Below are 22,871 nucleotides of genomic sequence, written 5' to 3' on the forward strand. Positions count from 1 at the left end.
ACGACCCTTTCATGACATCGCGGATCGGCTGCCCCGGCGCGACTTTGCCGGGGCCCTGTCGCCGGACGCCATGAAAGGGTCGTTCATGACATCACCCCTCCGTGAGCACCCCCGCCAGCACCGCCGCCTGGCTGATCGACGGCGATCCGCTCGCCGTCAGCAACGTCAGCGGTCCCGCCGCGGCCAGCGAGCGCAGTTTCTCCAGCGCCGCCGCCCGGTCCGGCTCGCGCAGTTCCGCGCGGTACCGCTCGGCGAACTCCGCGAACCGCTCCGGGTCGTGGCCGTACCAGGTGCGCAGGTCGTCGGAGGGCGCCAGCAGGCGGTACCAGCCGTCCAGGACCACCGCCGTGCGGGCGGTGCCGCGGGGCCACAGGCGTTCCACGAGCACGCGAGTACCGTCGGCGGGCCCGGCCGGATCGGTCAGGCGCGCCACCCGGACGACCGTCGGCTGCATGCGCGCATTCTGCGGTGCGCCCGCGTGCGCCGCCACCGGAGAAGGGCGGTGACCTGGTGCGCAACCGCGTGACGCCCGTCGGCGACGTCGTCGACATCCCCCTGCGGGGTGCCTGGACCGGCAACCGAGGGGTGCTGCACGAGGGCCGCGAGATCGTCCGCTTCCACGCCGGTGACCTCTGGATCACCTGCGCGCTCGAGTTCCGCGGCCGGTGTCGGGAGCAGTGGCTGCCGAACCGGTACACGCACCTGTTCTTCCACGACGAAGCCGTCTCCTTCGCCGCCGGGCACCGGCCGTGCGCCGAATGCCGCCGCGCCGCCTACAACGCGTACCGGGATGCGTGGCCGGCTCACCCCTCGGCGGCCGAGATGAACCGGCGGCTGCACGCCGAACGCCTGGTCCGCGGCACCCACGTCCGCCGACGCCACGAGCTGCCGTGGGCCGGGCTCCCCGAGGGCGTCTTCGTACAGCGCGGCCGGCACCCGGAACTCGTCGTGGGCGGGCACCTGGCGGAATGGACGCCCGCGGGTTACGGCACCAGGCGGAAGCTGCCCCGGGCAGGAACCGTGCCCGTGCTGACCCCGCCGGCCACGATCGCCGTGCTCCGCGCCGGCTACCCGGTGCAGATCGACGACGGCGCCCGCTGACCGAAGGGCCACCCCGGCGGCCGTGGAGGGGCCGCCGGGGTGGCTCTACCCCCAGCTCGTGCCGCGGTGGGTACAACAGCCGAACCCGTCGGTCCCACCGGCGAAGCGAGCCGGCGCCGGACATCGTCGGGGTGGTGTCCTGCAGCCCGGCCAGGATCGCGGACGGGGCCTGCAAGATGCTTGCAGTACGCTTGCACGCCTTGCCCCGGCCGGGTGAACGGAGGTGACCGGGTGGAGTTCCGCGTCCTCGGCGCCGTCGAGGCGACGGCGGACGGCGCCCCGGTCGACCTCGGCTCCCGCAAGCAGCGGCTGGTGCTCGCCGTGCTGCTGCTCGACGCCGGCCGCCCGGTGTCGCGCGACCGGCTCGTCGACCTGCTCTGGCCCGCCGATCCCCCGGCGAGCGCGCGCGGCACCGTCCAGGCGCTGGTGTCCCGGATCCGGGCGGTCTTCCGCGCCGCGGGCGGCCCCGAGCTGGTCACCGAGGGGCACGGGTACGTCTTGCGCGCCGACCCGGACACGGTCGACGCGCACCGCTTCACCGCGCTCGTCCGGCGGGCCCGCGCCGCCGACGACGAGACCACGGTCGCGCTGCTCGGCGAGGCGCTCGCGCTGTGGCGGGGCGACGCGCTGGCCGGGGCGGCCGACACCGACGTCGCCGAACGGCTGCTCGCCGGCCTGCACGAAGCCCGCTGGAGCGCGCTGGAAGACCGGATCGACGCGCAGCTGCGGCTGGGGCGGGGCCGCGCCCTCCTGGCCGAGCTCACCGAGCTGGTCGCGGCGCACCCGCTGCGCCAGCGGTTCGTCGGCCAGCTGATGCTCGCCCTGCACCGCGAGGGCCGCACCGACGCCGCGCTCGCCGCCTTCCGGGGCCTGCGCGCCCGGCTCGCGGCCGAGCTGGGCCTCGACCCGGCCCCGGAGCTGACCCGCCTCGAAGCCGCGATCCTGGCCGGCGACCCCGCGCTCGACGTCGTGCCCGAGTCGGCGCCGGAACCGGTGCGGCCGGCCCAGCTCCCCCACGACGTCCGCGGCTTCACCGGCCGCGCCGCCGACCTGGCCCGGCTCGACGAGCCCGCCGGCGACACCGGGCCGGACATCCGCCTGGTCACCGGCACCGCGGGCGTCGGCAAGACCGCGCTCGCCGTCCGGTGGGCGCACCGCGCCCGCGACCGGTTCCCCGACGGCCAGCTCTACCTGGACCTGCGCGGGTTCGACCCGGACCACGAGCCGCTCACCCCGGCGGTCGCGGCCGCGCACCTCCTGCGGGCGCTGGGCACCGACCCGCGGGCCATCCCGCCGGACCCGGACGGGCGGACGGCGCTGTGGCGCTCGCTGCTGGCCGACCGGCGGGTGCTGGTCCTGCTCGACAACGCCCGCGACAGCGCGCAGGTGACGCCGCTGCTGCCGCCGTCGGGCACCGTGCTGATCACCAGCCGCCAGCGCCTCGGCGACCTCATCGCCCGCACCGGCGCCCGCGCGGTGCCGCTGTCCGTGCTGCCCCCGGACGACGCACGCGAGCTGCTGGAGACGATGCTCGGGCCGCCCGCCGTCGCCGCCGAGCCGGCCGCCGCGGCCGAGCTGGCCCGGCTCTGCGGGCACCTCCCGCTGGCGCTGCGGCTGGCCGCGGCGAACCTCGGCGCCGGCGAGGCGTCCGGGATCGCGGAGCTGGCCCGCGAGCTGGCCGGGGGCGACCCGCTGGCCGGGCTGAGCGTCGACGGCGCCGAGGAAAGCGCGGTGACGACGGCGTTCTCGGTCTCCTACCGCGCCCTGCCCGCCGAGCACCGCCTGCTGTTCCGCCGGCTCGCGCTGGTGCCGGGCCAGACGTTCACCGCGCCGGTCGCCGCCGAGCTGGCCGGGGTCGCCGAAAGCCACGCGGGCCGGCTGCTCAAGGCGCTCGCCGCGGCCCACCTCGTCGAACGGCACCTGCCCGGCCGCTACCGCTTCCACGACCTGCTGCGCAGCTACGCCGCGAGCCGGGCCGCCGCCGACGACACGGCCGCGGACCAGGACGCAGCGCGCCGCCGGCTGTTCGACCACTACCTCGCGACGGCCGACGCCGCGGGCCGCGTGCTGATCCCGCACTTCCTCCGCCTCCCGCGTGCCGAGCCCGCGCGTGCCTTCGACGGCACGGAAGCGGCGCTCGACTGGCTGGACACGGAGTGGCCGAACCTCGCCGCGGCCGTCGAGCACCCCGGGGCCCGGGAGTACGCCTGGCACCTCGCCGACGCGCTCCGGGCGTTCTTCCACCACCGCGGCCACCACACCGAGTGGATCGACACGGCGACGACCGCGCTGGCCGCCGCCCAGGCCGCGGGCGCCCGCCAGGCCCAGGCGGCGATGCGGCTGTCGATCGCGCTCGCCGGCGTCAACAGCGGCCGCTACGCCGAGGCCCGCGCGCACCTGACCACGGTCCTGCACGACGGGCTCGCCGCGGACTGGCCCGCCGGCCGCGCCGCGGTCCTCAACAACCTGAGCGCGGTCCACCAGCGCCTCGGCGACCCGCACGAGGCGATCGCGTGCGGCCTGGAGTCGTTGCGGCTGTGCGAAGAGCTGGCCATCCCGGGTGTCACGATGGCACTGGCCAACGTCGGCTTCGCCTGCGGCCAGGTCGGCGACCTCGACGAGGCGCTGGGGCACTTCGGCCGCGCCCTGGAGATCGCCGAACGCGACGGCGCGAAGTTCAGCGTGGCGGTGGTCCTGGTCGACCTCGGCCACGTCCACCGCGACCTCGGCCACCCGGACGCGGCGGCGTTCTACGAACGGGCCCTGACGGCGAACCGCGAGCTGGGCTACCAGTACGGCGAGGCGGCGGCGCTGTCCGGCCGGGCGGTCCTGGAAGCCCGCGCGGGTGACGCCACGCGCGCCCTGTCCGACGCGGCGGAGGCGGTGGAGCTGACCCGGCGCATCGGCGACCGCGGTACGGAGGCCTCCGCGCTGGCGGCGCTGGGTGAGACGTGCCTGCGGCTGGGCCGGGCCGCGGAGGCCGTCTCGCCGTTGTCGGCGGCGTTGGAGATCGCGCGCGAGACGAGCTTTACGTGGTGCGAGGCGGCGGCCTTGACCGGGCTGGCGGAGGCCGCGCTGGCAGTGGGCGACGCCGAACTGGCCCGCACGCACGGTGAGGCAGCGGCGAAGCTGGCCGCGCAGTCCGGCTACCGGCCCCTGGAGACGCGGGCCGCGGCGACACTGGGGCAGCTCGCCCGCTGAGGCTTGCGCGTTCGCCCTCCCCGGCCGAGACTGCCGGGATGGATCAGCCGTTCTCCGAGGCCACTGCCGCCCTCGTCGACCGGGCGCGGCAGCACGCGCTGGGTGACCTGCTCCGCCGGACCGCGTTGCGGCTGCCGGACAAGCTCGCCGTCGTCGACGGGCCGCGGCGGTTCACCTTCGCCGAGTTCGAGGCCACCGCCAACCGGTTCGCGCACGCGCTCGCCGCCCGCGGGCTGCGCAAGGGTGACCGGCTCGCGCTGCTGAGCCACAACTGCTGGCAGTACGGCGCGCTCGCGTTCGCCACCGCCAAACTCGGCGTGCTGCTCGTGCCGGTCAACTTCATGCTCGGCGCCGACGAGATCGCCTACCTCCTCCGGCACGCCGAAGTGGCCGCGTTCGTCGCCGAGGGTGCCCTCGAACCGACCGCGCGGAAAGCCCTCGAACTCGCCGGACTCGGCGAGGTGGTCCGCGGCAGGATCGGCGCGGGCGGCGAGTGGGACGACGTCGAGGGGTGGCTGTCCGAAGGGGACTCGAGCGCGCCCGAGGTCTTCGTCGCCGACGACGACCCGCTGCGGATCATGTACACCTCCGGCACGGAATCGCGGCCGAAGGGTGTGCTGCTCTCCAGCCGGTCCCTGATCGCGCAGTACGTCTCGTGCGTGATCGACGGCGGCATGAGCGCCGACGACGTCGAGGTGCATTCCCTGCCGCTGTACCACTGCGCGCAGCTGGACTGCTTCTTCTCGGTCGACGTCTACCTCGGCGCGACCAGCGTGATCCTGCCCGGCCCGGACCCGGCCGCGCTGCTCGCCGCGGTCGAGCGGGAGCGCGCGACGAAGCTGTTCGCGCCGCCGACGGTGTGGATCTCCCTGCTGCGCCACGAAAACTTCGACCGCACCGACCTCTCGAGCCTGCGGAAGGGGTACTACGGCGCCTCCGCGATGCCGGTCGAGGTGCTGCGCGAGCTGCGCCGCCGGCTGCCGGACGTCGAGCTGTGGAACTTCTACGGCCAGACCGAAATGGCGCCGCTGGCGACGATCCTGCGCCCGCACGAACAGCTCGAGCGGGCCGGGTCGGCCGGGCGCCCGTCGCTCAACGTCGAGACCCGGATCGTCGACGACGAGGACCGGCCGGTCGCGCCCGGCGTGGTCGGCGAGATCGTGCACCGCAGCCCGCACGCCACCCTCGGCTATTACCGCGATCAGGACAAAACGGCCGAAGCGTTCCGCGCCGGCTGGTTCCACTCCGGCGACCTCGGCGTCGTCGACGAGGACGGCTACCTGTCCGTCGTGGACCGCAAGAAGGACATGATCAAGACCGGCGGCGAGAACGTCGCGAGCCGGGAAGTCGAGGAGGCGCTGTACCTGCTCGATGGCGTCGCCGAAGCCGCGGTGTTCGGCATCAGCCATCCACACTGGATCGAAGCCGTGACCGCCGTCGTCGTGCCACGGGAAGGCGTCACCCTCAGCGCAGCGCAAGTGATCGACCACGCGAAGTCACATCTCGCCGGTTACAAATGTCCCAAGTACGTCGTGTTCTCGGACCACCTTCCCAAGAATCCGAGCGGGAAGATCGTCAAACGGGAATTGCGGGAGCAGCACAAGGGACTCGCGGCGAGCGGCTGACCACCGAAATCCCCTTGCCCGGCAGGGAGAACGACGGATACCGTCGACCGTCCGCGCCCGCTTTCCGGAGAACGCGGGACATCCGTCCCACCAGGGCCGACCGGCCCGCAAAGAATCCGCGGAAAGCCGTGGCGCGTGCCGTCCGTCGGGTCTAGGAATAGAGGCCGTCCACCGTTCCCCCCATCCGAAGGGATTCACTCGTGTCCGTTTTCATCGCCGTCCTCCTCGCGCTGGGAGCCGGGCTGCTCGTCGGCGGCCGGGTCCACAGTGCCCGTGAGGCCCGCGCCAACTACTCCGCCTACCGGGCCCGGACCGCCAAGGGCTTCGGGGAGATGATCCGGTCGGCGGTGTCCGCCGCCGTCGCGGTGGCCGGCGCGCTCGTGCTCCTCTTCATCCTGCTGAACGTGCTCCAGCAGGCCTGAAGCCGGAACCCGACTCATGGCGGGTTGTTGCCGCTCCGGCGGCGGAGGACCCTTTTCCGTGGCCCCGACGGACGGGGCCGCGAAAGGACTCCCCCATGAGATCGAGGGTGCTTTCTGCTGCGCTCGGTGCGGCCGTAGGCCTGCTGGGCACAGTCGTCGTCGCCGCGCCGGCCGAGGCCGCCGCGGTCTGCGGTGACCAGGTCGTCGGCAACGGCGGGTTCGAAAGCGGCACCACGCCGTGGACCCAGACCAGCGGGGTCATCTCCGCCGCCACCACGGCGGAGCCGGCCCACGGCGGCACGATGGACGCCTGGCTCGACGGTTACGGCAGTACGCACACCGACACGCTGTCCCAGTCGCTGACCCTGCCCGCGGGCTGCGCGTCGGCGGCGTTGTCGTGGTGGTCGCACATCGACACCAAGGAGACGACGACGGCCACCGCCTACGACAAGCTGGTGGTGCAGGTCGGCACCGACACCCTCGCGAGCTACTCGAACCTCGACAAGAACACCGGGTACGTCCAGCGCACCGTCGACGTGTCGCGCTACCTGGGCCAGACGGTGACGCTCAAGGTCACCGGCACCGAGGACTCGAGCCTCGCCACGAACTTCCTCCTGGACGACTTCTCGCTGACCACCACCGGTTCGCAGAACCCGCAGTCCCCGGTCGTCACCTCGCCCGGCGCCCAGTCCGGCGCCGTCGGCCAGGCCGTGTCGCTGCAGGTCCAGGCCAGTGACCCGCAGGGCGACGCGCTCACCTGGTCCGCGACCGGCCTGCCCGCCGGGCTGAGCATCGGCGCGAGCACCGGGAAGATCACCGGCACGCCGACGACCGCGGGCACCTCGTCGGTCACCGTCACCGCCAAGGACCCCGCCGGCAACAGCGGCAGCGCCACCTTCACGTGGACGGTCACCGCGGCCCCGGCCGACTCCACGCGCACCCCGATCAACCCCGCCTACACGGTGAACCTGACGTCGAACACCGCGGGCGACACGTGGAACGGCCACCAGAGCGTCAGCTTCACCAACGGCTCCGCGACCGCGCTGCCCGAGGTCTACCTGCGGCTCTGGGACAACTACCACGGCAGCTGCCCGACGACGCCGATCACGGTCACGAACGTCACCGGCGGCACGCCCTCGGCGCTGAGCGTGAACTGCACGGCCATGAAGATCACGCTGCCCGCGCCGCTGGCGCAGGGCCAGTCGGCGACCATCGGGTTCGACCTGAAGATCGTCGTGCCCAGCGGCGCCGACCGGTTCGGCCACGACGGCGCGTACAACATGATCGGCAACGCGCTGCCGGTGCTGGCGGTCCGCGACGGCGCGGGCTGGCACCTCGACCCGTACACCAACAACGGCGAGTCGTTCTACACCGTGATCAGCGACTTCGACGTGACCCTGGTGCACCCGACGTCGCTGCTGACCCCGGCCACCGGCTCGTCGACCGAGACGACCAGCGGCAGCACGACCACGACGCACGCGACCGCGGCGAAGGTCCGCGACTTCGCCTGGGCCGCCGGGCCGTTCGCGAAGATCACCACGACGTCCGGCAAGGGCGTGCGGGTGAACGTCTACTCGGTCAGCGGGATCTCCACGAGCAGCGCCAACCAGATGCTCAGCCTGGCCGCCGACTCCATCGACGTCCACTCGGGCCGCTTCGGCGACTACCCGTACGGCGAGGTGGACGTGGTGCTGGACAACAACTTCTGGTTCGGCGGCATGGAGTACCCGGGCTTCGTGCTCGACCTCGTGTCGACCACGGCGCTCCCGCACGAGCTGGCGCACCAGTGGTTCTACGGGATCGTCGGCGACGACGAGTACAACTCCCCGTGGCTGGACGAAAGCTTCACCGACTACGCCACCGACCTCTACCGCGGGATCACCGGCAGCGGCTGCGGCATCACGTGGCAGTCGAGCGCGGAGAAGCTGACCAACTCGATGGCGTACTGGGACGCGCATTCGTCGCGCTACTCGACGGTCGTCTACAACTACGGCAAGTGCACGCTGCACGACCTGCGGCGGACGATCGGCGACACGGCGATGGCGAACCTGCTGAAGTCCTACGCCCAGTCGCACTGGTACGGCGTGTCGACCACCGCGGAGTTCAAGGCGGCGGCGCAGGCGGCGGCCGGGTCGACCGACCTGACGTCGTTCTGGGCGTCGCACCGCGTGGAGGGCTGAGAAAACCCGTTGGAGTTCCCAGTCCGCGTCCGCCACTGTGGGGACGTGGACGGGGAACGGCTCTTTTGCGACGTCGCGCTGGCGGCCCGGATCGAACGCGCCGAGGTGCGGCTGGTGGTGGAGAGCAGCGACGCCGCGCGGGCCCGCCGGGGCGACGACGTCGGTTTCGCGCGGCCGGTCGCCGGCGGGGTGGCGAGCTTCGCGGAGGCGGACTCGCCGTTCAACAAGGTCGCCGGGCTCGGTTTCGAGGGCGTCCCGGACGCGCTGGACGAGATCGAAGCGGCCTACGCCGAGCTGGGCGCGCCGGTGCAGATCGAGCTGTCGCAGCTCGCGGACCCGTCCCTCGGCGCCTTCCTGACCGGCCGGGGCTACCGGCTGGAGAACTACGAGAACGTGCTGGGCCGGCGGGTCGGCGGCGCCGACCACCCCGAAGGCATCCGCCGGGCCGGGGACGACGAGCTGGAAGCGTGGCTGGCCGGGATCGCCGAGGCGTCCGTCGTCGCCGACACCGAAGGCGTGGCCTCGCACGAGGACTTCCCCCGCGAGACGATCCTCAACGCGCTGCGGGACATGCCGGGGATGCTGCGGTTCACCGCGGAACGGGACGGCGAGTTCGCCGGCGGCGCCGGGCTCCGGGTCGCCGACGGGATCGCGCAGCTGGGCGCCGCGGCGACGCTGCCCGCCCACCGACGCCGCGGCGTCCAGACCGCGCTGGTGCGCGCCCGGCTCGCCGCGGCCGCGGACCTCGGGTGCGACCTCGCCGTGGTCACCACGCAACCGGGGTCGAAGTCGCAGCAGAACGTGCAGCGGCTGGGGTTCGACCTGCTCTACGCGCGGGCTGTCCTGGTGAAGGGCGTCTCCGCGACGAGCTCTTCGGGGGCCGACAGCCGCCAGGCTTCGTAGAGCAGCTCGGCCAGCTCGTCGGCCTCGATCTTGTCCAGGTACACCACGACCCAGCCGAACCCGCCGGCGGTGAACTGGACTTCGAAGACGTCCGGGCGCTCCGCGACGAGCGCCAGCTGCTCGGAGATCTCCTGCTTCAGGCCGACGGTCCGCGTCCGCGGCCAGAAGTAGCCGAACCGCTTGCCGCGCACGCTGAACGACGAGTAGTCGCGCGCTTCGGAGCGCTCGACCTCCGCCAGCCCGCCGAGCAGCCGTTCGAGTTTCCGGACCGTGACCGTCACCTGTCGTTCCCCCTGTCTCCGGCGACTACGGTAGCGCGCCGGTACCGTGCGGGACATGAGCATCCGCGAAGCCGTCCTCGACGACGGCCGCGCCGTGGTGGTCAAGCACGGGCACGCCCCCGGCGCGACCGCCGCCGAAGCCGCGGGGCTGCGCTGGCTGGCCGCGGCGGACGCGGTCCCGGTGCCGTCGATCCACCGCGCCGACGACTCGCAGCTGGTCCTCGACCGCGTTCCGGCCGGGCGGCCGACCACCGCCGCGGCCGAACGGTTCGGGCGCGGGCTCGCGCGGCTGCACGCCGCCGGCGCGCCGGCGTTCGGCGCGCCTCCCCCGGACGGCCCGGCCGACGCGTGGATCGGCCTGGCCCCGATGGCGAACGTCCCCGGCGAGGACTGGGCGTCGTGGTACGCCGCGCACCGGGTGCTGCCCTACGTCCGGCTGGCGGTCGACGCGGGGACGTTCGGCGCGGCCGAGGCGGCGGTGTTCGAGCGCGCCTGCTCCCGGCTCCCGCCGTCGGCCGAGCCGCCGTCCCGGCTGCACGGCGACCTGTGGACCGGCAACGTCCTGTGGGACGGCGAGCGGGCGTGGCTGATCGACCCGGCCGCGCACGGCGGGCACCGCGAGACGGACCTGGCGATGCTGCACCTGTTCGGCTGCCCGCACCTCGACCGCGTCCTCGCCGCGTACCAGGAGGTCGCGCCGCTGACCGACGGCTGGGCCGAGCGGATCCCGCTGCACCAGCTGTTCCCGCTGCTGGTGCACACCGTCCTGTTCGGACGGTCCTACGCCGGGCAGGCGCTGGCGGCAGCGCGCTCGTTGCGTTAGCAGTGCTGACTGGCACCGTCGATGCCCCCAATGTGGCGTTGGGTGCGTCCAACGCACCCAATGTGGCGTTCGGTGCGTCCAACGCACCCAACGCCACATTGGGGCGCATGGGAAGCGGGCAGTGACCGGGCACGCGGCAGCCCATCGGCCCGGCTCCGGACTAGCAGTGCCGCAGCATCGACTCCAGCGCCGTCTTCTCCGGGACCGTGATCGTCAGGCCGTAGTTGCGCTTCACGACGATCCAGTCGGTGGCGTAGGTGCACCAGTACGCGACGAGCGGCGGCTTCCACTGGTCCGGCGCCTTGTCGCTCTTCTGCTCGTTGAGGTTGTCGGTGACCGCGTGCAGCTGCGGGCGGACGAGGTCGTTCGCGAACTGCTCGCGGCGTTCCTGGCTCCACGACTTGGCGCCGCTGATCCAGGCCTGCCCGAGCGGCACCAGGTGGTCGATGTCCACATCGGACGCTTTGTGCCACGTTTCCCCGTCGTACGGGCTCACCCAGGTGCCGGACTTGGCGGCGCAGTCCGCGTTCGTGGTGACGTCCTCGCCGTCGCGCTTGAGCACCGCTTCGCGGGTGTCGCAGGCGCCGTCGACCTTGTCCCAGTGCGGGAACTTCTCGCGGCTGTAGCCGTCCATGGTGCCGCGCACGGCGACCTTCAGCTGTCCCAGCTGGGCCCGCGCCTCGGCCGGCGCGACCGGCGGGGCGGCCGCCGTTCCGCCGGGCTGGGTGCCGGACGCCAGTTCGCCGGGCACCTTGCACCCGGAGAGGACGAGGACGGACAGCAGGACGAGCGCTCGGGTGCGCGGCATCGTGAACCCCTTTCACGTCTACCGGGAATTGCCCAGCGGACGCGACGGGGAAACGGTGCAACTGGCCTAGTTGGCGCGATCTTTACGAGCCATGGAAGACCTGTGCCACGAACACCGCGGCGATCACCCCCACCGTGACGAGCAGCGCCAGCACGGTCAGGAGGCCCCAGGGCACCTGCCGGATCGGCCGTGGCCGCGGGAAGACCACCGAACCCGGCCGCCGGGGCAGCGGGACGGCCGGCTCGCCGGCGTCCTCGGCGGCGGGCGGGGGTTCGGCCGGGACCGGCACGACGGCGGGCAGCTCCGGCAGCCGGGAGCGGGCCGGCAGGCGCGCCGGGAACCCGTCGGCGACCAGCGCGGACCGGGGCGGGGCCAGGTGGGCGAGGGAAAGCGCGTAGCAGGCGTCGAGGACGTCGTCGGCCGACCAGACGGTCCGCCAGCGGTTGTGCTGGACGATGATCCGGCGCAGGCTCCGCGGGTCGGCGAGGACGACGGCGACCCCGGGGACGGTCGCGGGTTCGGTCCAGCCCGGCGCCCCCGGCACGACCGCGACCAGGCCCGTCACGTACCGGCCGCCTTCGTGCCCCGAGAGCGCCCCCTTCGCCGCCGCGACGGCCGCGCCCGCCCGCTCGCCCGACCCCGGGTCCGGGCCGGGCTCGTGCGCCGCGATCACCACCACCCCGGTGCGCGTGAACACCAGTGCGTCGACGAACCGGGGGCCCGGCAACGCGATGCCCGCCAGCGCCAAGCCCGTCAGGTGGTCCGGTCCCCGTCCCCAGGACCGCAGCAGCTCCACGACGTGCTCCGCCGCGGGCGGCAGGGCGCGGTCGGCACCGGTGCGCTGGAGGGCCACGAGCAACGCCGGTCACTCCTCCCACGAAATAGGGCACTACGACGGTAAAAGCCCGGCCGCCGCAGCCCCAGCAGCCGAACGAGTGGTCGAACACCACCGTGCGTGATCGCGGGCACACCCGCCGGCCCCGAGGAAAGGAGCACGCCCATGGGGTCACCTCCACCCGCTTACCGAGGCGCCGTGCTCGAGGTCGACCGGTCGTTCTACCGGCCGCGCGTGGCGGATCCCGAAGGGGCACCTGTGCCGCCTCGAAACCGTCGAGGGCCCGCGGGTCGGCGACCTCAACCTGTGCGACGCTGCCGTTCCTGCGCCCGTTGGCCACGATCACCGCGGACACCCTCGAGTACTACGGCGAAGACGGCGACGGCGGCCGCGTCCACGATCTCCTGGGCACCCGCTGCGACCCGTACGTCAACCGGCTGCTCACCGGCGCGGACTTCGACGTCCACGACGTGCTGAACGTCTTCCAGTGCACCGGGCTCACCGGCGACGACCGGTACTTCATGAAGGCGTGCCCGGGCGGCGACCTGTCCGTCCCGCTGTGGGGCCCGGGCGCGCGCGACCCGATCGGCGTCGAGGTGTTCGCACCCCGCCCCGGCCTGCTCGAAGGGTGGTCCCCACCGGCGCGCGCGGCCTATCGCAGACTGCACGGCGTCCGGCTGCCGGAGTGGCCCGACCTACCCGATCGGACGGGTCGGAGCGGCGAACCGCCGGGGTAGCCTGGCCGGAAGTCAACGCCGACATCGGGAGTGCCCGTGGTCCTCACCCGCCGGCCCGCCCGGGTGGCCGACGACGGCGGCGCCTGGCCCGCCACCGGGCTCACCCAGCCCGCCGGGCCGTGCGGCGCCACGAGCACGCCGCCCGAGGGCCTCACCATCGCGAAGTTCCACGCCCCCGAAATCATGTTCGGCGAAGGCGCGCTGGCCGAGGCCGGGCACGTCGCCGCGCGGCTGGGCGCGCGGCGCCCGATGCTCGTCACCGACGCCGGGCTGTCCGCCACGCCGTGGGTCGACGAGCTGGTCGGGCACCTGCGCGCCGCCGGGCTGGTGGCCACGGTGTGGGCCGACCCGACGCCGAACCCGAAGGACCACGAGATCGCCGCCGGGTACGAGCGCTACCGCGAGGCCGGGTGCGACGTGATCATGGGCCTCGGCGGCGGTTCGGTGATCGACGCGGGCAAGGGCGTCGCGCTGCTGGCCGCGAACGGGGGCGACATCCTCGACTTCGAGGGCGTGGACCGCAGCAGGCAGCCGATCCCGCCGATGGTGATGATCCCGTCGACCGCGGGCACCGGCGCCGACGTCTCGCAGTTCTGCATCGTCACAGACACCACGCACAACACCAAGATCACCATCATCGGCCGCACCCTGGTGCCGGACGTCTCGGTCACCGACCCGCGGCTGCTCACCACGATGCCGGACTGGCTGGCCGCGGCGACCGGGCTGGACGCGCTGACGCACGGCATCGAGGCGTTCGTGTCGAAGGCGCACAACCCGCTGACTGACCACCACGCCCTCAACTCGATCGCGCTGGTCAACGGCAACCTCGTGCGCAGCATCGACCGGCCGGCCGAGCGCTCGCCGCGGCTGCTGATGGCGCAGGCGAGCCTGGAGGCGGGACTGGCCTTCACCAACGCGATCCTCGGCGCGGCGCACGCGATGAGCCACCAGGTCGGCGGCCTGCTCGACCTGCCGCACGGGGTGATCAACGGCGTGCTGCTCCCCCACGTCGTCCGGTTCAACGCCCGCGCGCACCCCGAGCGGTACGTGCCGATCGCCCGCGCGCTCGGGCTGGCTTCCGACGGCACGCCGCCGGAGGAAGCGGGCCTCGCCGTCGCCGATCAGGTGCGCGCGCTCGCCGACGCCGTCGGCGTGCCGAAGGGGCTCGGCGAGCTGGGCGTCACCGCCGCGCACCTGCCGGTGCTGGCGCGCAACACGCTGCACGACGCCTGCCTGGCCACCAACCCGCGCGGCGCCGGCGTCGCGGAGATCGAAGCGCTGTTCCGGGCGGCGCTGTGACCCGCGCCCCGCTCGGCGACCACGACCGGCCCGGCTACCTCGCCGAGCTGACCGGGGTCCGCTCGGGCAAGCGGTCGTTCTACCCGGCGTACGTGACGTCGATCGAGCGGCTGGAAGGCGTGATCCACGCGCTGGACCGGATTTCGCGGACGCTCGTGCGGACCGTCGAGGAGCAGGACAGCCTGCTGCGCGCGACCGTCCGGACCGCGGCCGAGCACGTCGACGCGGAGTACGCGCTGTTCGCCGTCGCCGACTCGGTGCTGCCGGAAGCCGAGCCGCGGTGCACGATCATCGGCCCCGGCGGCCGTCAGCTGTCCACTGTGGACCCGATGCCGGGGTACGTGCGCGCCTGCCTGACCCGGGTGCTGGCCGGGGCGCTCGACTTCGACGATCCCGGCAGCGAGCCGGGCCGCCACCTGCGGGTGCCGGTGGCGCTGGAGCGCGAAGTCGTCGGCGGGCTGCTGCTGTGGGCACCGCGCGGGCGCGAGATCGACGCGACCGACGAGGCCGTGCTGCGGATCCTCGCCAGCCAGAGCGTGGTGGCGCTGCACAACTCGTCGCTGCACCGGCGCAGCGAGCGCGCGCAGCAGGAGCTGCTGGCCGCCCGGCAGCGCGAAGTGCTGGACTCGGAACGCAACCGGATCGCGCGCGAACTGCACGACAGCGTCACGCAGTCGGTGCTGTCGGCGGGCATGCAGATCGAGCTGTGCCGCGCCGACGCCACCGGGGAGGCGGCCGAGCGGCTGGGCGTGGCCAAGGACCTCACGCGCGGCGCGGTCGACCAGCTGCGGTCGGTCATCCACGCGCTGAGCCACGACCGCGAGCACGCGCACCACGGCCTGCCCGAGCTGCTGGAGCGGCTGACCAGCGTGCACCTGCCCACCGAGCTGGCGGTGGAGCTGCGCATCGGCGGCAAGCCGGTCGACCTGCCCGCCGGCGCCGAGCACTCGCTGTTCCGCATCTGCGGCGAGGCCCTGTTCAACAGCGCCGTGCACGGCCACGCCCGCCGCGCGCTGATCCGCCTGACCTACCGCCCGGACCAGGTGGTGCTCGCGGTGTCCGACGACGGCTGCGGCGAGCCGGAGGTGCTGCGCCGGGTCCTGCGCGTCGCGGGCGGCCAGGACCTCGACGGCGCGCACCGCGGCCTGGCCAACATGGACGCCCGCGCCCGCGAGCTGGGCGGCACGTTCTCGGTGCGCCGCTCCCGCATCGGCGGGGTCAAGATCGTCGTGGGGGTGCCGCTCGATGGCTGAGCCGATCACGATCGTCCTGGTCGACGACCACGCGATCCTGCGACAGGGCCTGCGCTCGGTCCTGGAGCGCGACCCGCTGTTCCGCATCGTCGGCGAAGCCTCGACGGCGGCGGAGGCCCAAGCGGTCCTCGCCGACCGGCGGCCGGCGGTGGTGCTCCTGGACCTGAAGCTGTCGACGTCGTCGGACTCCGAAGGTCTGGCACTGTGCCGGTCCCTGACGGCCGCCTACCCTTCGCTGGCCGTGCTGGTCCTGACGACGTTCCTCGAAGACCACCTGGTGGTGGCCGCGGTCCAGGCGGGCGCGCGGGGGTACGTGGTCAAGGACGTCGACACGACGGCGCTGGCGAACGCGATCAAAGCGGTGTCGCGCGGGGAAACCGCGTTCGACTCGCGCAGCGTGACGTCGGTGGTGCGGACGCTCTCGGGCCGTTCGCAGCCGGACGCGCAGCGCTTGACCGACCGCGAGCTGACGGTGCTGAAGCTGCTGGCGCAGGGGCTGTCGAACCAGGCGATCGGGGCGGAGCTGTTCATCTCCCCGACGACGGCGAAGTTCCACGTCGGCAACATCATGCGGAAGCTCGAGGTGGGGAGCCGGGCGGAAGCGGTTTACGCGGCGTCGAAGCGGGCGTTGATCTAGCGGCTCACGGGACCCGGGTCAGGGTGATGTGCTCCCACCGCAGCTCGCCCTCGCAGCCCGCCGAGGGCTGGACCACCCGGGCGTCGACGGCGAAGGTGTCGTTCGTGCCGATCGCCGGAAGCTCGCCCGGCAGGGCCAGGGTGGCGTCCGGGGAATCCAGGGTTCGCGACATCTTCCGCGCCCCCACCCGCGCCTCGACGTGGACCGGTCCGCAGTTCGTGTTCGGGGAGAAGGTGCCGCCGACCTTGAACTTGATCGTGGGCACGAGGTAGTAGGGATCGATCCGGAATTCGGTGTGCAGCGTGCGGGCGCCCCGCAGCTTCCACCACGCCTTCGCGTCGGCACCCTCCCCACCTTGGAACTGAGCTGGCACGTCGAGCGCGACCCAGGTGTACGGGTAAGCCGGTTCGTCTCCGGACGCGTACATCAGGTGCGGGACGCCCGATGGCTCCGCGGAGCCGGACGTCGTCCCCGGCGACGTGGGCGGAGGCGGGGTGGTGGCGGCACCGCGGTGGTCGCCGGGTGAGTTCGCCAGGAAGACCGCCACCGCGACGGCGACCACCGAGACACCCCCGAAGGCCAGGGCGTACCTGCCCCGGTGCCGGGCCGGGACGGCAGCCTCCTCGGCGGCCTCGGGCTCGGGCCGGCGCGGCGCCGGGCTGCGTGCGATGTACACGTCGCCGGTGAGCTGGTCGTTGCGCGTCGGTGCCTGGGCCGGTGCGATCGCCCGCACGCGGTCGTGGACGTAGGTGTACAGCTCGGCGACGTCGACCAGGCCGTCGCCGCCGAGGTCGGCTTCGCCCGTCCGCAGGCCTTCGGCGATCACCCGGGTGAACACCGACGGCTCCGGCGCGCCGGACGCCGCCCGGCCCTCGCGGGTCTCGTAGGCGTAGCCGAGGTGCGTCGAGGCGGTCATCACCGCGCAGCCCCGGCCGGAGCGGCCGGTCAGCTGGTCGAGGACGTCCACCCGCGACGCCGCTTTCGGGGTCTTGCCCGGCGGGAACGCCCCGCCGTAGCAGCAGTCCAGCCACAGCACGACCCGGCGGGCCGGGCTGCGGTCGATCAGCCGCCGGACGAACGCGGCGCCGATCCCGGTGGACTCGAGCAGGTCCCGTTCGGTGTCGGTGACCACCAGGTGCAGGTCGCCGTTCTCGTCCTTCACGCCGTGCCCGGAGAAATACAGGAGCAGCAGATCGTCGCGTTCCGCACGCGAGAAGAAGCGTTCGATTTCCACGCGCAGGTCCCGGACCGGCGTGTTTTCGGCGACCGCCACGGCAAAATTGCCGATGTGCTCGTCGGCGAGGACTTCGCGCAGCGCCGCGACGTCGTGCGGCGGCGCTTGCAGTTCGCGGAAAGTGGGGTCGGCGTGGCTGTCGGTGGCGATCAGCAATGCCTTTCTGGCTCCGGGCACCGGGGGATCATAGGGCGCCGGGCACCCGTGCCGGGGCGCTATCCTCGCATCGTGCCGACGTATTCCCTGGAAGTGCGCGACGACGATCCCGCGGTGCGAGACCGACTCCACCGGCAGTTGCGTCAAGAGCTCCTCGGCCTGGACGTCGACGAAGCGCGGTTCGCCGTCGACCACGAGCTGCCGCCGGGCGCGAAGGCGGATCCGGCCGGTATCGCCGCGATCGTCGTCTCGCTGGCCACGTCACCGGTGCTGCTGCAGCTGGCCGGCGCGGTGCGGGACTGGGCGAAGCGCTCGGCCGGGCGCAAGATCGTCATCCGCGACGGCGACCGGAGCCTCGAGATCACCGGTGCCTCGGCCGACGACAACCAGCGCGTCATCGAGGAGTTCTTCGCGGACGGGCAGATCGAGGAGTAGGACCTCACGCCACGTCGAGCACCAGCCAGCCGCCGTGGTGCTCGAAGACCGTGAACGGCACCCCCGAACATCTCCCCCACTCCCGCAGCGCCGCGAAGTCGAAGCACCGCACGTGCCCGAACACCGGGTTCGGCTCGGCCTCGAACGGAACCGCCACCACCACCCGCCGCCGGGCCACGCGCAGCATCTCCCGCAACGCCGCCAGGCCGTGGGCGGCGGGCAGGTGCTCCAGCAGGTGGATCGCCGTCACCGTGTCGACGCTCTTCGGCGCCAACGGCACCGCCGCCGCGTCGCAGGTCAGGACCGGGAGCGGGGTGCCGAGCCAGGACGCGACGCGCGAGAGCAGGCCCATCGTCCCGGCGGAAACGTCCGACGCGATCGGGCGCAGGCCCCCGGCCAGCATCCGCAGCGGCAAGAACCCGAAGCAGGAGCCCAGATCCAGCACCGACCGGCCCCGCACCAGCTCCAGCGCCCGGGAGTGCACCGGCGCGAACGCGGCGATCGCCCCCGAACGAGCCGGGCGCCGCAACGCCGCCAACGTGTTGGCGTAGAACACCGTCCACGCCAGCAGCGGGTCGTGAACCGTCGTGCGGACCACGCCGGTGAAGATGTCCTCGAAGTGCCCGGCCAGGAAGTCCAGCTCGGCCGCCAGGTGCCCGGCCAGGTCGTCGTCCAGCTCGTCGCCGCGGTAGCGGTGCGAAACCAGCGTCCGCCGGCCCAGCGCGTAGACCCGGAAATGGGACGTCACGTGCGACGGCGCCAAGCGGGCGGTCAGCGCGTTCGGCACCGCGACGCCGTCTTCGTGGCAGACCAGCAGCTCGCCGCGCTCCCACCAGCCGCGGTGGCCCGGGGCCAGCGGGTCCAGGACGGCGGTCACCGGCCGGTCCTCGCCGTCGCCAGGTCGGCCGCCGCACTGTCCAAACCGGACAGATCGCGGACCACGCGGACGCGGTCGCAGAACTCCGCGTACGCCGGCAGGTCGCACTGCCCGAGTCCCCACGAATAGCGCGGTTCCTGCGTGAGCCAGAGGGTTTCGCGGGCCCGGCGGGCCAGTTCCTCGAACGCGGCCAGGTTGGGATCGTTGCCGTTCCCGCGGCCGTCCCCCAGCACCAGCACCGTCGTGCGGCGCGTCACCGACGAGCCGAACTCGGAAAGGAACGTGCCGAACACGCGGCCGTAGTCGGAGTTGGCGTCGAGGTCCAGGACGTCGCCGCCGAACACCCGGCCCAGCGCCTCCTCGACGTGGTAGCGCCCGAACAGCCCGGTGATCTCCGCGAGGTCCGCGACGAAGGCGAAGGTGCGCACCTGGCCGAACATCCCCTGCAGCCGGTGGACCAGGTGCAGCGTGAACCGGGCGGTCGCGCGCACCGACAGGCTGACGTCGGCGAGCACGACCAGCCGTGGCTTGTCCGCCGCCTTCGCGACCGTCACCGGCCGGAACGGGACGCCGTCGTAGCGCAGGTTGCGGCGCATCGTCCGGCCCGAGTCGACGCGCCCGCGCGCGGCCTCGCGCTTCCGGTGCGTCGGACCGCCCCGCAGGCTCCGGACCAGCCGCCGCACCGCGGCTTCCAGCTGGTCCTGCTCGCGGCCGCCCAGCTCCGCCACCGGCGCGACGCGGCGGCCTTCCACCGTGTGCCGCAACGACATCAGGTACTCGAGATGCTGTTTCAGCGCCTCCGGCAGGCCCGCCAGGACGCCGGCGAGCCGGGCCCGGACCGCCGCGGCGTCGTCCTCGTCGCCGCCCGGGTCGGCCGCGTCGTCGAGCCAGCCGAGCAACGCGTCCTGCTCGGTGAGGCTCAGCTCGGTGTCCAGCCGGGTACCCGGCGCGGTGCTCACCGCGCCCGGATCGGCGCCGTGCGTCCGGTCGACGTCGAGCCGGACGGAGTTGGAGTCGTCCAGCGAAGCCACTTCCTGCTGGGAGAACACGACCTCGTCGGTGGTCTCGTCATCGAGGACGATCGGGTTCAGCTCGGGGTGCGGGCTGTAGCGCTCGACCAGCTTCGCCCGGTCGAACAGGTCGCCGGCCTCGGCGTCCGGGCTCTCCATGTCCGCGCGCGGCGGCCGCTGGCCGAGTTCGTCGGCGAGGGTGAACCCGTCGAGGTCCCGGGCTCGTCGCGCCGGCTCACCGGTGAACCGCACGAGGGCGAAGAAGGCGTCGAACAGCTCGTCGAACCGGTCGTCGTCGCGGTGGTCCTTCACCAGCGACGTCCGCAGCGCCTCGCGGAAGAGGCCGCGCTCGGCGAGGATCCCGGGCGCGGCGGACCCGGCGAGCGCGTCGAGCACCTCGGACACCGAGATCCGCACGCCGCCCGCGCGCAGCAGCCGCGCGAAGTGGTGGACGGTCGCTTCCATCACGCCCGCCGGGGCCGGCCGAGGTTCGCGGTGAACGACCGCGCGCCCTGGCTGGTGCTGACCTGGCGGACGCGGCCGTGCTCGTCGCCGGGCGCCGGCTGCTGCTTCTCGCCGTAGTAGCCGGGGCCGTGCCGCCCGGGCCGGTCGCGCTCGCCGCGCAGGGCCGCGCCCTCGTTCTCGGCCGCGACCTCCTCCCCCGCGACGAGCTTCGGCAGTGCCGCGGCCGCGCGTTCGACGTCCTTCTCGTACTTCGCGACCACGGAAATCGTGTCTTCGAGCAGGCCGGGTTCCAGCTCGGTCGCGCCGAGGACGGCCAGCGTGCGGGCCCAGTCGATCGTCTCGGAGATGCTCGGCGGCTTGCGCAGGCCCAGCCCGCGCAGCCCGCGGACGACGTCGACGAGGTGCCCGGCCAGCGCGTCGGCCAGCCCGGTCTTCTTCGAGCGGATGATGTCGAGCTCGCGCGCGGCCGAGGGGTAGTCGAGGAACAGGTGCAGGCAGCGCCGCTTCAGCGCGGCCGAGAGGTCACGCGTGTTGTTCGACGTCAGCACGACGTACGGCGGGTGCGCGGCGGTGAACGTCCCCAGCTCGGGCACCGACACCTGCTGCTCGGCGAGCATTTCCAGCAGCACGGCTTCGAGTGCCTCGTCGGCGCGGTCGACCTCGTCGACCAGCAGCACCACCGGCTCCGGTGAGCGGACGGCTTCGAGCAGCGGCCGGGCGGCGAGGAACCGCTCGGAGAAGAAGACGCTGTCCTGGGCGCTGATCCGGTCCACGGCCTCGCGCAGGTCGCCCGCGTCCTCGACGATCGCGCCGATCTTCTCGCGCAGCAGCTGCGTGTAGAGCATCTGCTTGCCGTAGTCCCAGTCGTAGAGGGCCTTGGTCTCGTCCTGGCCCTCGTAGCACTGCAGGCGCAGCAGCCGGCGGCCGGTCGCGGCGGCCAGCGCCTTGGCCAGCTCGGTCTTGCCGACCCCGGCCGGGCCTTCGAGCAGCACCGGCTTGCCCAGCTCGGCCTGCAGGAAGACGGTGGTGGCCAGCCGCCGGTCGGCGAGGTAGCCGACCTCGGCCAGCCGGGCGGCGACGTCGTCGACCGAAGCGAAACTCGTCACGGGCGTCCCTTCGAAGGCGGGCCCGCGGGTGCCGGGGCACCCGCGGGCCGGGTTTCAGGGTTTCAGGAGAGGAAGTCGTCCAGGTCGCCGTTGAAGCAGTGGTCGACGACCGGGCGGACGGTCTCGAACGTCGTCTCCTTCGGGTTCCCCGGCGTGCAGGAGTCCCCGAGGATGTGGTTCGACACGCGGTCGACGTCGTTGTCGTCGCCCTTGATCACGGCCGCCTGCTCGTAGAACTTCGTCGGGCCGGTGCCGAGCCGGTTCTTCGGGTGGGTGTCCTGGCGGACGTCGGTGAACTTCTCCGGGATGCCGACGTCGCGCAGCAGCCGGATGGCGGCCGCGACCGCCGCGTCGGCGGCCTTGACGTCGGTCATGCCGGTGGTGTCGACGCCCAGCGCGCCGGCGAGCTTCGCGTAGCGCTTGTAGGCGACCGGCAGGTTCCACGCCCACACCCGCGGCAGCGCGATGGCGTTGTTGAGGCCGTGGTGGGTGTCGTAGAAGGCGCTCACGGCGTGCGAGACCGAGTGGATGACGCCGAGGCCGCCGGAGTTGAACGCCTGCCCGGCGGTGTACTGGGCGTACATCATGCCTTCACGGGCTTCCAGGTTGTCGCCGTGCCAGGTCGCGGCCCGCAGGTGCTGCCCGACGAGCTCGGCCGAATACAGCGCGTTGCCGAGAGAGGGGGTGAAGTTGAGCCGGGAGACGTACGGTTCCGACGCGTGGGCGAGCACGTCGAACCCGCACTGGGCGGTGAAGTGCGACGGGCAGTCGTAGTAGAGCACCGGGTCGTCTACCGCGAGGGTGACGACGGAGGCGTCGTCGAAGGCGACGTACTTGTGCGGGTTGTCCGGGTCGGTCGTGGTGTCGGTGATGACGTAGGCCCACGACGTCTCGGAGCCGGTGCCCGCGGTCGTCGAGACGGCGATGTGCGGCGGGTTCTTGGGGTTCTCGCTCTTGTTGAAGCCCTCGAACTCGTTGATGTTGCGCCCGTCGTGGGCGACCGAGATGCGCGCGCCCTTGCAGGCGTCGTGCGAGGAGCCGCCGCCGATGGAGACGAAACCGTCGCAGTTGTTCTCCTGGTACAGCGCGACGGAGTCCATCACGTTGTAGTCCTTGGGGTTGGACTCCACCTGGTCGTAGAGCACCGGGTCGAGGCCGTGGTACTTGAGCGACTCGAAGATCTTGTGCACGATGCCGGTGCCGCGCAGGCCCGACGTCATGACCAGGGGCCGCTGCATCCCCATCTTGAGGGCCTCCGGGCCGATCATCTCGTGCGCGCCCGGGCCGAGCAGCGCCCGCGGCATCGGGTGGAACTCCTTGAGCGGGAACGGCTTGATCAGTTCGTCGACCTGCATGGGATGTCCCTTTCACGAACGGGCTTGGTGCTCCGCGACGCTATTTCCGTTACCGGGCAACCGAAATGGCTCACACCGGAAACCGTCCGGGTGGGAGGGCGGAACCGTCCGGCCGGAGCGGGCGGGTA

Annotated in this window: 21 protein-coding genes; 12 read left to right on the forward strand and 9 right to left on the reverse strand. The window is 73.1% G+C overall.

Features of this window, described 5'->3' with window-relative positions; translation table 11 throughout:
* Positions 1 to 91: 91 nt before the first annotated feature.
* Positions 92 to 454 carry a DUF488 domain-containing protein gene (locus EIY87_RS47170; protein ID WP_125316629.1) on the reverse strand — a complete coding sequence of 121 codons (363 nt, stop codon included), beginning with the start codon at positions 452 to 454 and terminating at the stop codon, positions 92 to 94.
* Between the two features lie 56 nt (positions 455 to 510).
* Here EIY87_RS47170 and EIY87_RS47175 point away from each other — a divergent pair, with 56 nt between their 5' ends.
* The 6 genes from EIY87_RS47175 to EIY87_RS47200 all read left to right on the forward strand — a co-directional run bounded on the left by EIY87_RS47175 (position 511) and on the right by EIY87_RS47200 (position 9,432).
* Complete coding sequence (locus tag EIY87_RS47175; protein WP_225440453.1) at positions 511 to 1,101, forward strand: hypothetical protein; 591 nt, start codon at positions 511 to 513, stop codon at positions 1,099 to 1,101.
* A 231-nt stretch (positions 1,102 to 1,332) separates the two neighbouring features.
* Positions 1,333 to 4,302 (forward strand): AfsR/SARP family transcriptional regulator, encoded by a 2,970-nt coding sequence (locus EIY87_RS47180; protein ID WP_125316630.1) that lies wholly within the window; start codon positions 1,333 to 1,335, stop codon positions 4,300 to 4,302.
* A 38-nt stretch (positions 4,303 to 4,340) separates the two neighbouring features.
* Positions 4,341 to 5,927 (forward strand): acyl-CoA synthetase, encoded by a 1,587-nt coding sequence (locus tag EIY87_RS47185; protein WP_125316631.1) that lies wholly within the window; start codon positions 4,341 to 4,343, stop codon positions 5,925 to 5,927.
* 200 nt (positions 5,928 to 6,127) lie between these two features.
* The gene (locus tag EIY87_RS47190; protein WP_125316632.1) at positions 6,128 to 6,349 is read left to right on the forward strand and encodes a hypothetical protein; all 222 of its coding nucleotides are present in this window, start codon (positions 6,128 to 6,130) and stop codon (positions 6,347 to 6,349) included.
* A 107-nt stretch (positions 6,350 to 6,456) separates the two neighbouring features.
* Complete coding sequence (locus EIY87_RS47195) at positions 6,457 to 8,529, forward strand: putative Ig domain-containing protein (RefSeq protein ID WP_125316694.1); 2,073 nt, start codon at positions 6,457 to 6,459, stop codon at positions 8,527 to 8,529.
* A gap of 45 nt (positions 8,530 to 8,574) precedes the next feature.
* The gene (locus EIY87_RS47200; RefSeq protein WP_125316633.1) at positions 8,575 to 9,432 is read left to right on the forward strand and encodes a GNAT family N-acetyltransferase; all 858 of its coding nucleotides are present in this window, start codon (positions 8,575 to 8,577) and stop codon (positions 9,430 to 9,432) included.
* Here EIY87_RS47200 and EIY87_RS47205 read toward each other — a convergent pair.
* Complete coding sequence (locus tag EIY87_RS47205; RefSeq protein ID WP_225440454.1) at positions 9,357 to 9,713, reverse strand: MmcQ/YjbR family DNA-binding protein; 357 nt, start codon at positions 9,711 to 9,713, stop codon at positions 9,357 to 9,359. The two genes, EIY87_RS47200 and EIY87_RS47205, sit on opposite strands and share 76 nt — an antisense overlap.
* Before the next feature lie 55 nt (positions 9,714 to 9,768).
* Here EIY87_RS47205 and EIY87_RS47210 point away from each other — a divergent pair, with 55 nt between their 5' ends.
* Positions 9,769 to 10,536 (forward strand): fructosamine kinase family protein, encoded by a 768-nt coding sequence (locus EIY87_RS47210; protein ID WP_125316635.1) that lies wholly within the window; start codon positions 9,769 to 9,771, stop codon positions 10,534 to 10,536.
* A 160-nt stretch (positions 10,537 to 10,696) separates the two neighbouring features.
* Here the strand turns inward: EIY87_RS47210 and EIY87_RS47215 are convergent, their stop codons facing one another.
* On the reverse strand, positions 10,697 to 11,344 hold the full coding sequence (locus EIY87_RS47215) for an HNH endonuclease family protein (RefSeq protein ID WP_125316636.1): 648 nt from the start codon (positions 11,342 to 11,344) through the stop codon (positions 10,697 to 10,699).
* A gap of 82 nt (positions 11,345 to 11,426) precedes the next feature.
* A complete protein-coding gene (locus tag EIY87_RS47220; protein WP_225440461.1) occupies positions 11,427 to 12,197 on the reverse strand; it encodes a hypothetical protein in 771 nt (256 codons plus the stop codon).
* A 314-nt stretch (positions 12,198 to 12,511) separates the two neighbouring features.
* Here EIY87_RS47220 and EIY87_RS47225 point away from each other — a divergent pair, with 314 nt between their 5' ends.
* From EIY87_RS47225 to EIY87_RS47240, 4 genes are read left to right on the forward strand one after another with little or no spacing between them, the layout of a single operon-like run.
* Positions 12,512 to 12,916, forward strand: a complete 405-nt coding sequence (locus EIY87_RS47225; RefSeq protein WP_263855667.1) for a DUF1989 domain-containing protein — start codon at positions 12,512 to 12,514, stop codon at positions 12,914 to 12,916.
* A 36-nt stretch (positions 12,917 to 12,952) separates the two neighbouring features.
* Positions 12,953 to 14,215 carry an iron-containing alcohol dehydrogenase gene (locus EIY87_RS47230; RefSeq protein WP_225440456.1) on the forward strand — a complete coding sequence of 421 codons (1,263 nt, stop codon included), beginning with the start codon at positions 12,953 to 12,955 and terminating at the stop codon, positions 14,213 to 14,215.
* Positions 14,212 to 15,468, forward strand: coding sequence for a GAF domain-containing sensor histidine kinase (locus EIY87_RS47235; RefSeq protein ID WP_125316638.1), 1,257 nt, complete (start codon positions 14,212 to 14,214; stop codon positions 15,466 to 15,468). The genes EIY87_RS47230 and EIY87_RS47235 overlap by 4 nt, the downstream gene beginning before the upstream one ends.
* Entirely contained in the window at positions 15,461 to 16,105 is a 645-nt protein-coding gene (locus EIY87_RS47240; protein ID WP_125316639.1) for a MadR family response regulator transcription factor, read from the forward strand. Before EIY87_RS47235 ends, EIY87_RS47240 begins: the two co-directional genes overlap by 8 nt.
* Before the next feature lie 4 nt (positions 16,106 to 16,109).
* Here the strand turns inward: EIY87_RS47240 and EIY87_RS47245 are convergent, their stop codons facing one another.
* Entirely contained in the window at positions 16,110 to 17,516 is a 1,407-nt protein-coding gene (locus tag EIY87_RS47245) for a caspase family protein (protein WP_125316640.1), read from the reverse strand.
* Positions 17,517 to 17,567: 51 nt separating this feature from the next.
* Between EIY87_RS47245 and EIY87_RS47250 the strand changes: the two genes are divergently transcribed.
* A complete protein-coding gene (locus EIY87_RS47250; protein ID WP_125316641.1) occupies positions 17,568 to 17,930 on the forward strand; it encodes an effector-associated constant component EACC1 in 363 nt (120 codons plus the stop codon).
* Between the two features lie 4 nt (positions 17,931 to 17,934).
* Here EIY87_RS47250 and mftM read toward each other — a convergent pair whose 3' ends face one another.
* From mftM to mdo, 4 genes are all read right to left on the reverse strand, one after another.
* Positions 17,935 to 18,807: a mycofactocin oligosaccharide methyltransferase MftM gene (gene mftM / locus EIY87_RS47255; RefSeq protein ID WP_125316642.1), complete on the reverse strand. Its 873-nt coding sequence runs from the start codon at positions 18,805 to 18,807 to the stop codon at positions 17,935 to 17,937.
* Positions 18,804 to 20,282, reverse strand: coding sequence for a VWA domain-containing protein (locus tag EIY87_RS49100; protein ID WP_125316643.1), 1,479 nt, complete (start codon positions 20,280 to 20,282; stop codon positions 18,804 to 18,806). The genes mftM and EIY87_RS49100 overlap by 4 nt, the downstream gene beginning before the upstream one ends.
* Positions 20,282 to 21,388: an AAA family ATPase gene (locus EIY87_RS47265; RefSeq protein ID WP_125316644.1), complete on the reverse strand. Its 1,107-nt coding sequence runs from the start codon at positions 21,386 to 21,388 to the stop codon at positions 20,282 to 20,284. Before EIY87_RS47265 ends, EIY87_RS49100 begins: the two co-directional genes overlap by 1 nt.
* A 62-nt stretch (positions 21,389 to 21,450) precedes the next feature.
* The gene (gene mdo / locus EIY87_RS47270; protein ID WP_125316645.1) at positions 21,451 to 22,743 is read right to left on the reverse strand and encodes an NDMA-dependent methanol dehydrogenase; all 1,293 of its coding nucleotides are present in this window, start codon (positions 22,741 to 22,743) and stop codon (positions 21,451 to 21,453) included.
* Between the last annotated feature and the right edge of the window lie 128 nt (positions 22,744 to 22,871).

This window comes from Amycolatopsis eburnea, from assembly GCF_003937945.1.
Classification (GTDB): domain Bacteria; phylum Actinomycetota; class Actinomycetes; order Mycobacteriales; family Pseudonocardiaceae; genus Amycolatopsis; species Amycolatopsis eburnea.

Coding starts and splice junctions, on each gene's coding strand:
- EIY87_RS47170 (WP_125316629.1), bottom strand. CDS start 454: ATGCAGCCGACGGTCGTCCGGGTGGCGCGCCTGACCGATCCGGCCGGG.
- EIY87_RS47185 (WP_125316631.1), top strand. CDS start 4,341: ATGGATCAGCCGTTCTCCGAGGCCACTGCCGCCCTCGTCGACCGGGCG.
- EIY87_RS47210 (WP_125316635.1), top strand. CDS start 9,769: ATGAGCATCCGCGAAGCCGTCCTCGACGACGGCCGCGCCGTGGTGGTC.
- EIY87_RS47215 (WP_125316636.1), bottom strand. CDS start 11,344: ATGCCGCGCACCCGAGCGCTCGTCCTGCTGTCCGTCCTCGTCCTCTCC.
- EIY87_RS47240 (WP_125316639.1), top strand. CDS start 15,461: ATGGCTGAGCCGATCACGATCGTCCTGGTCGACGACCACGCGATCCTG.
- EIY87_RS49100 (WP_125316643.1), bottom strand. CDS start 20,282: ATGGAAGCGACCGTCCACCACTTCGCGCGGCTGCTGCGCGCGGGCGGC.
- mdo (WP_125316645.1), bottom strand. CDS start 22,743: ATGCAGGTCGACGAACTGATCAAGCCGTTCCCGCTCAAGGAGTTCCAC.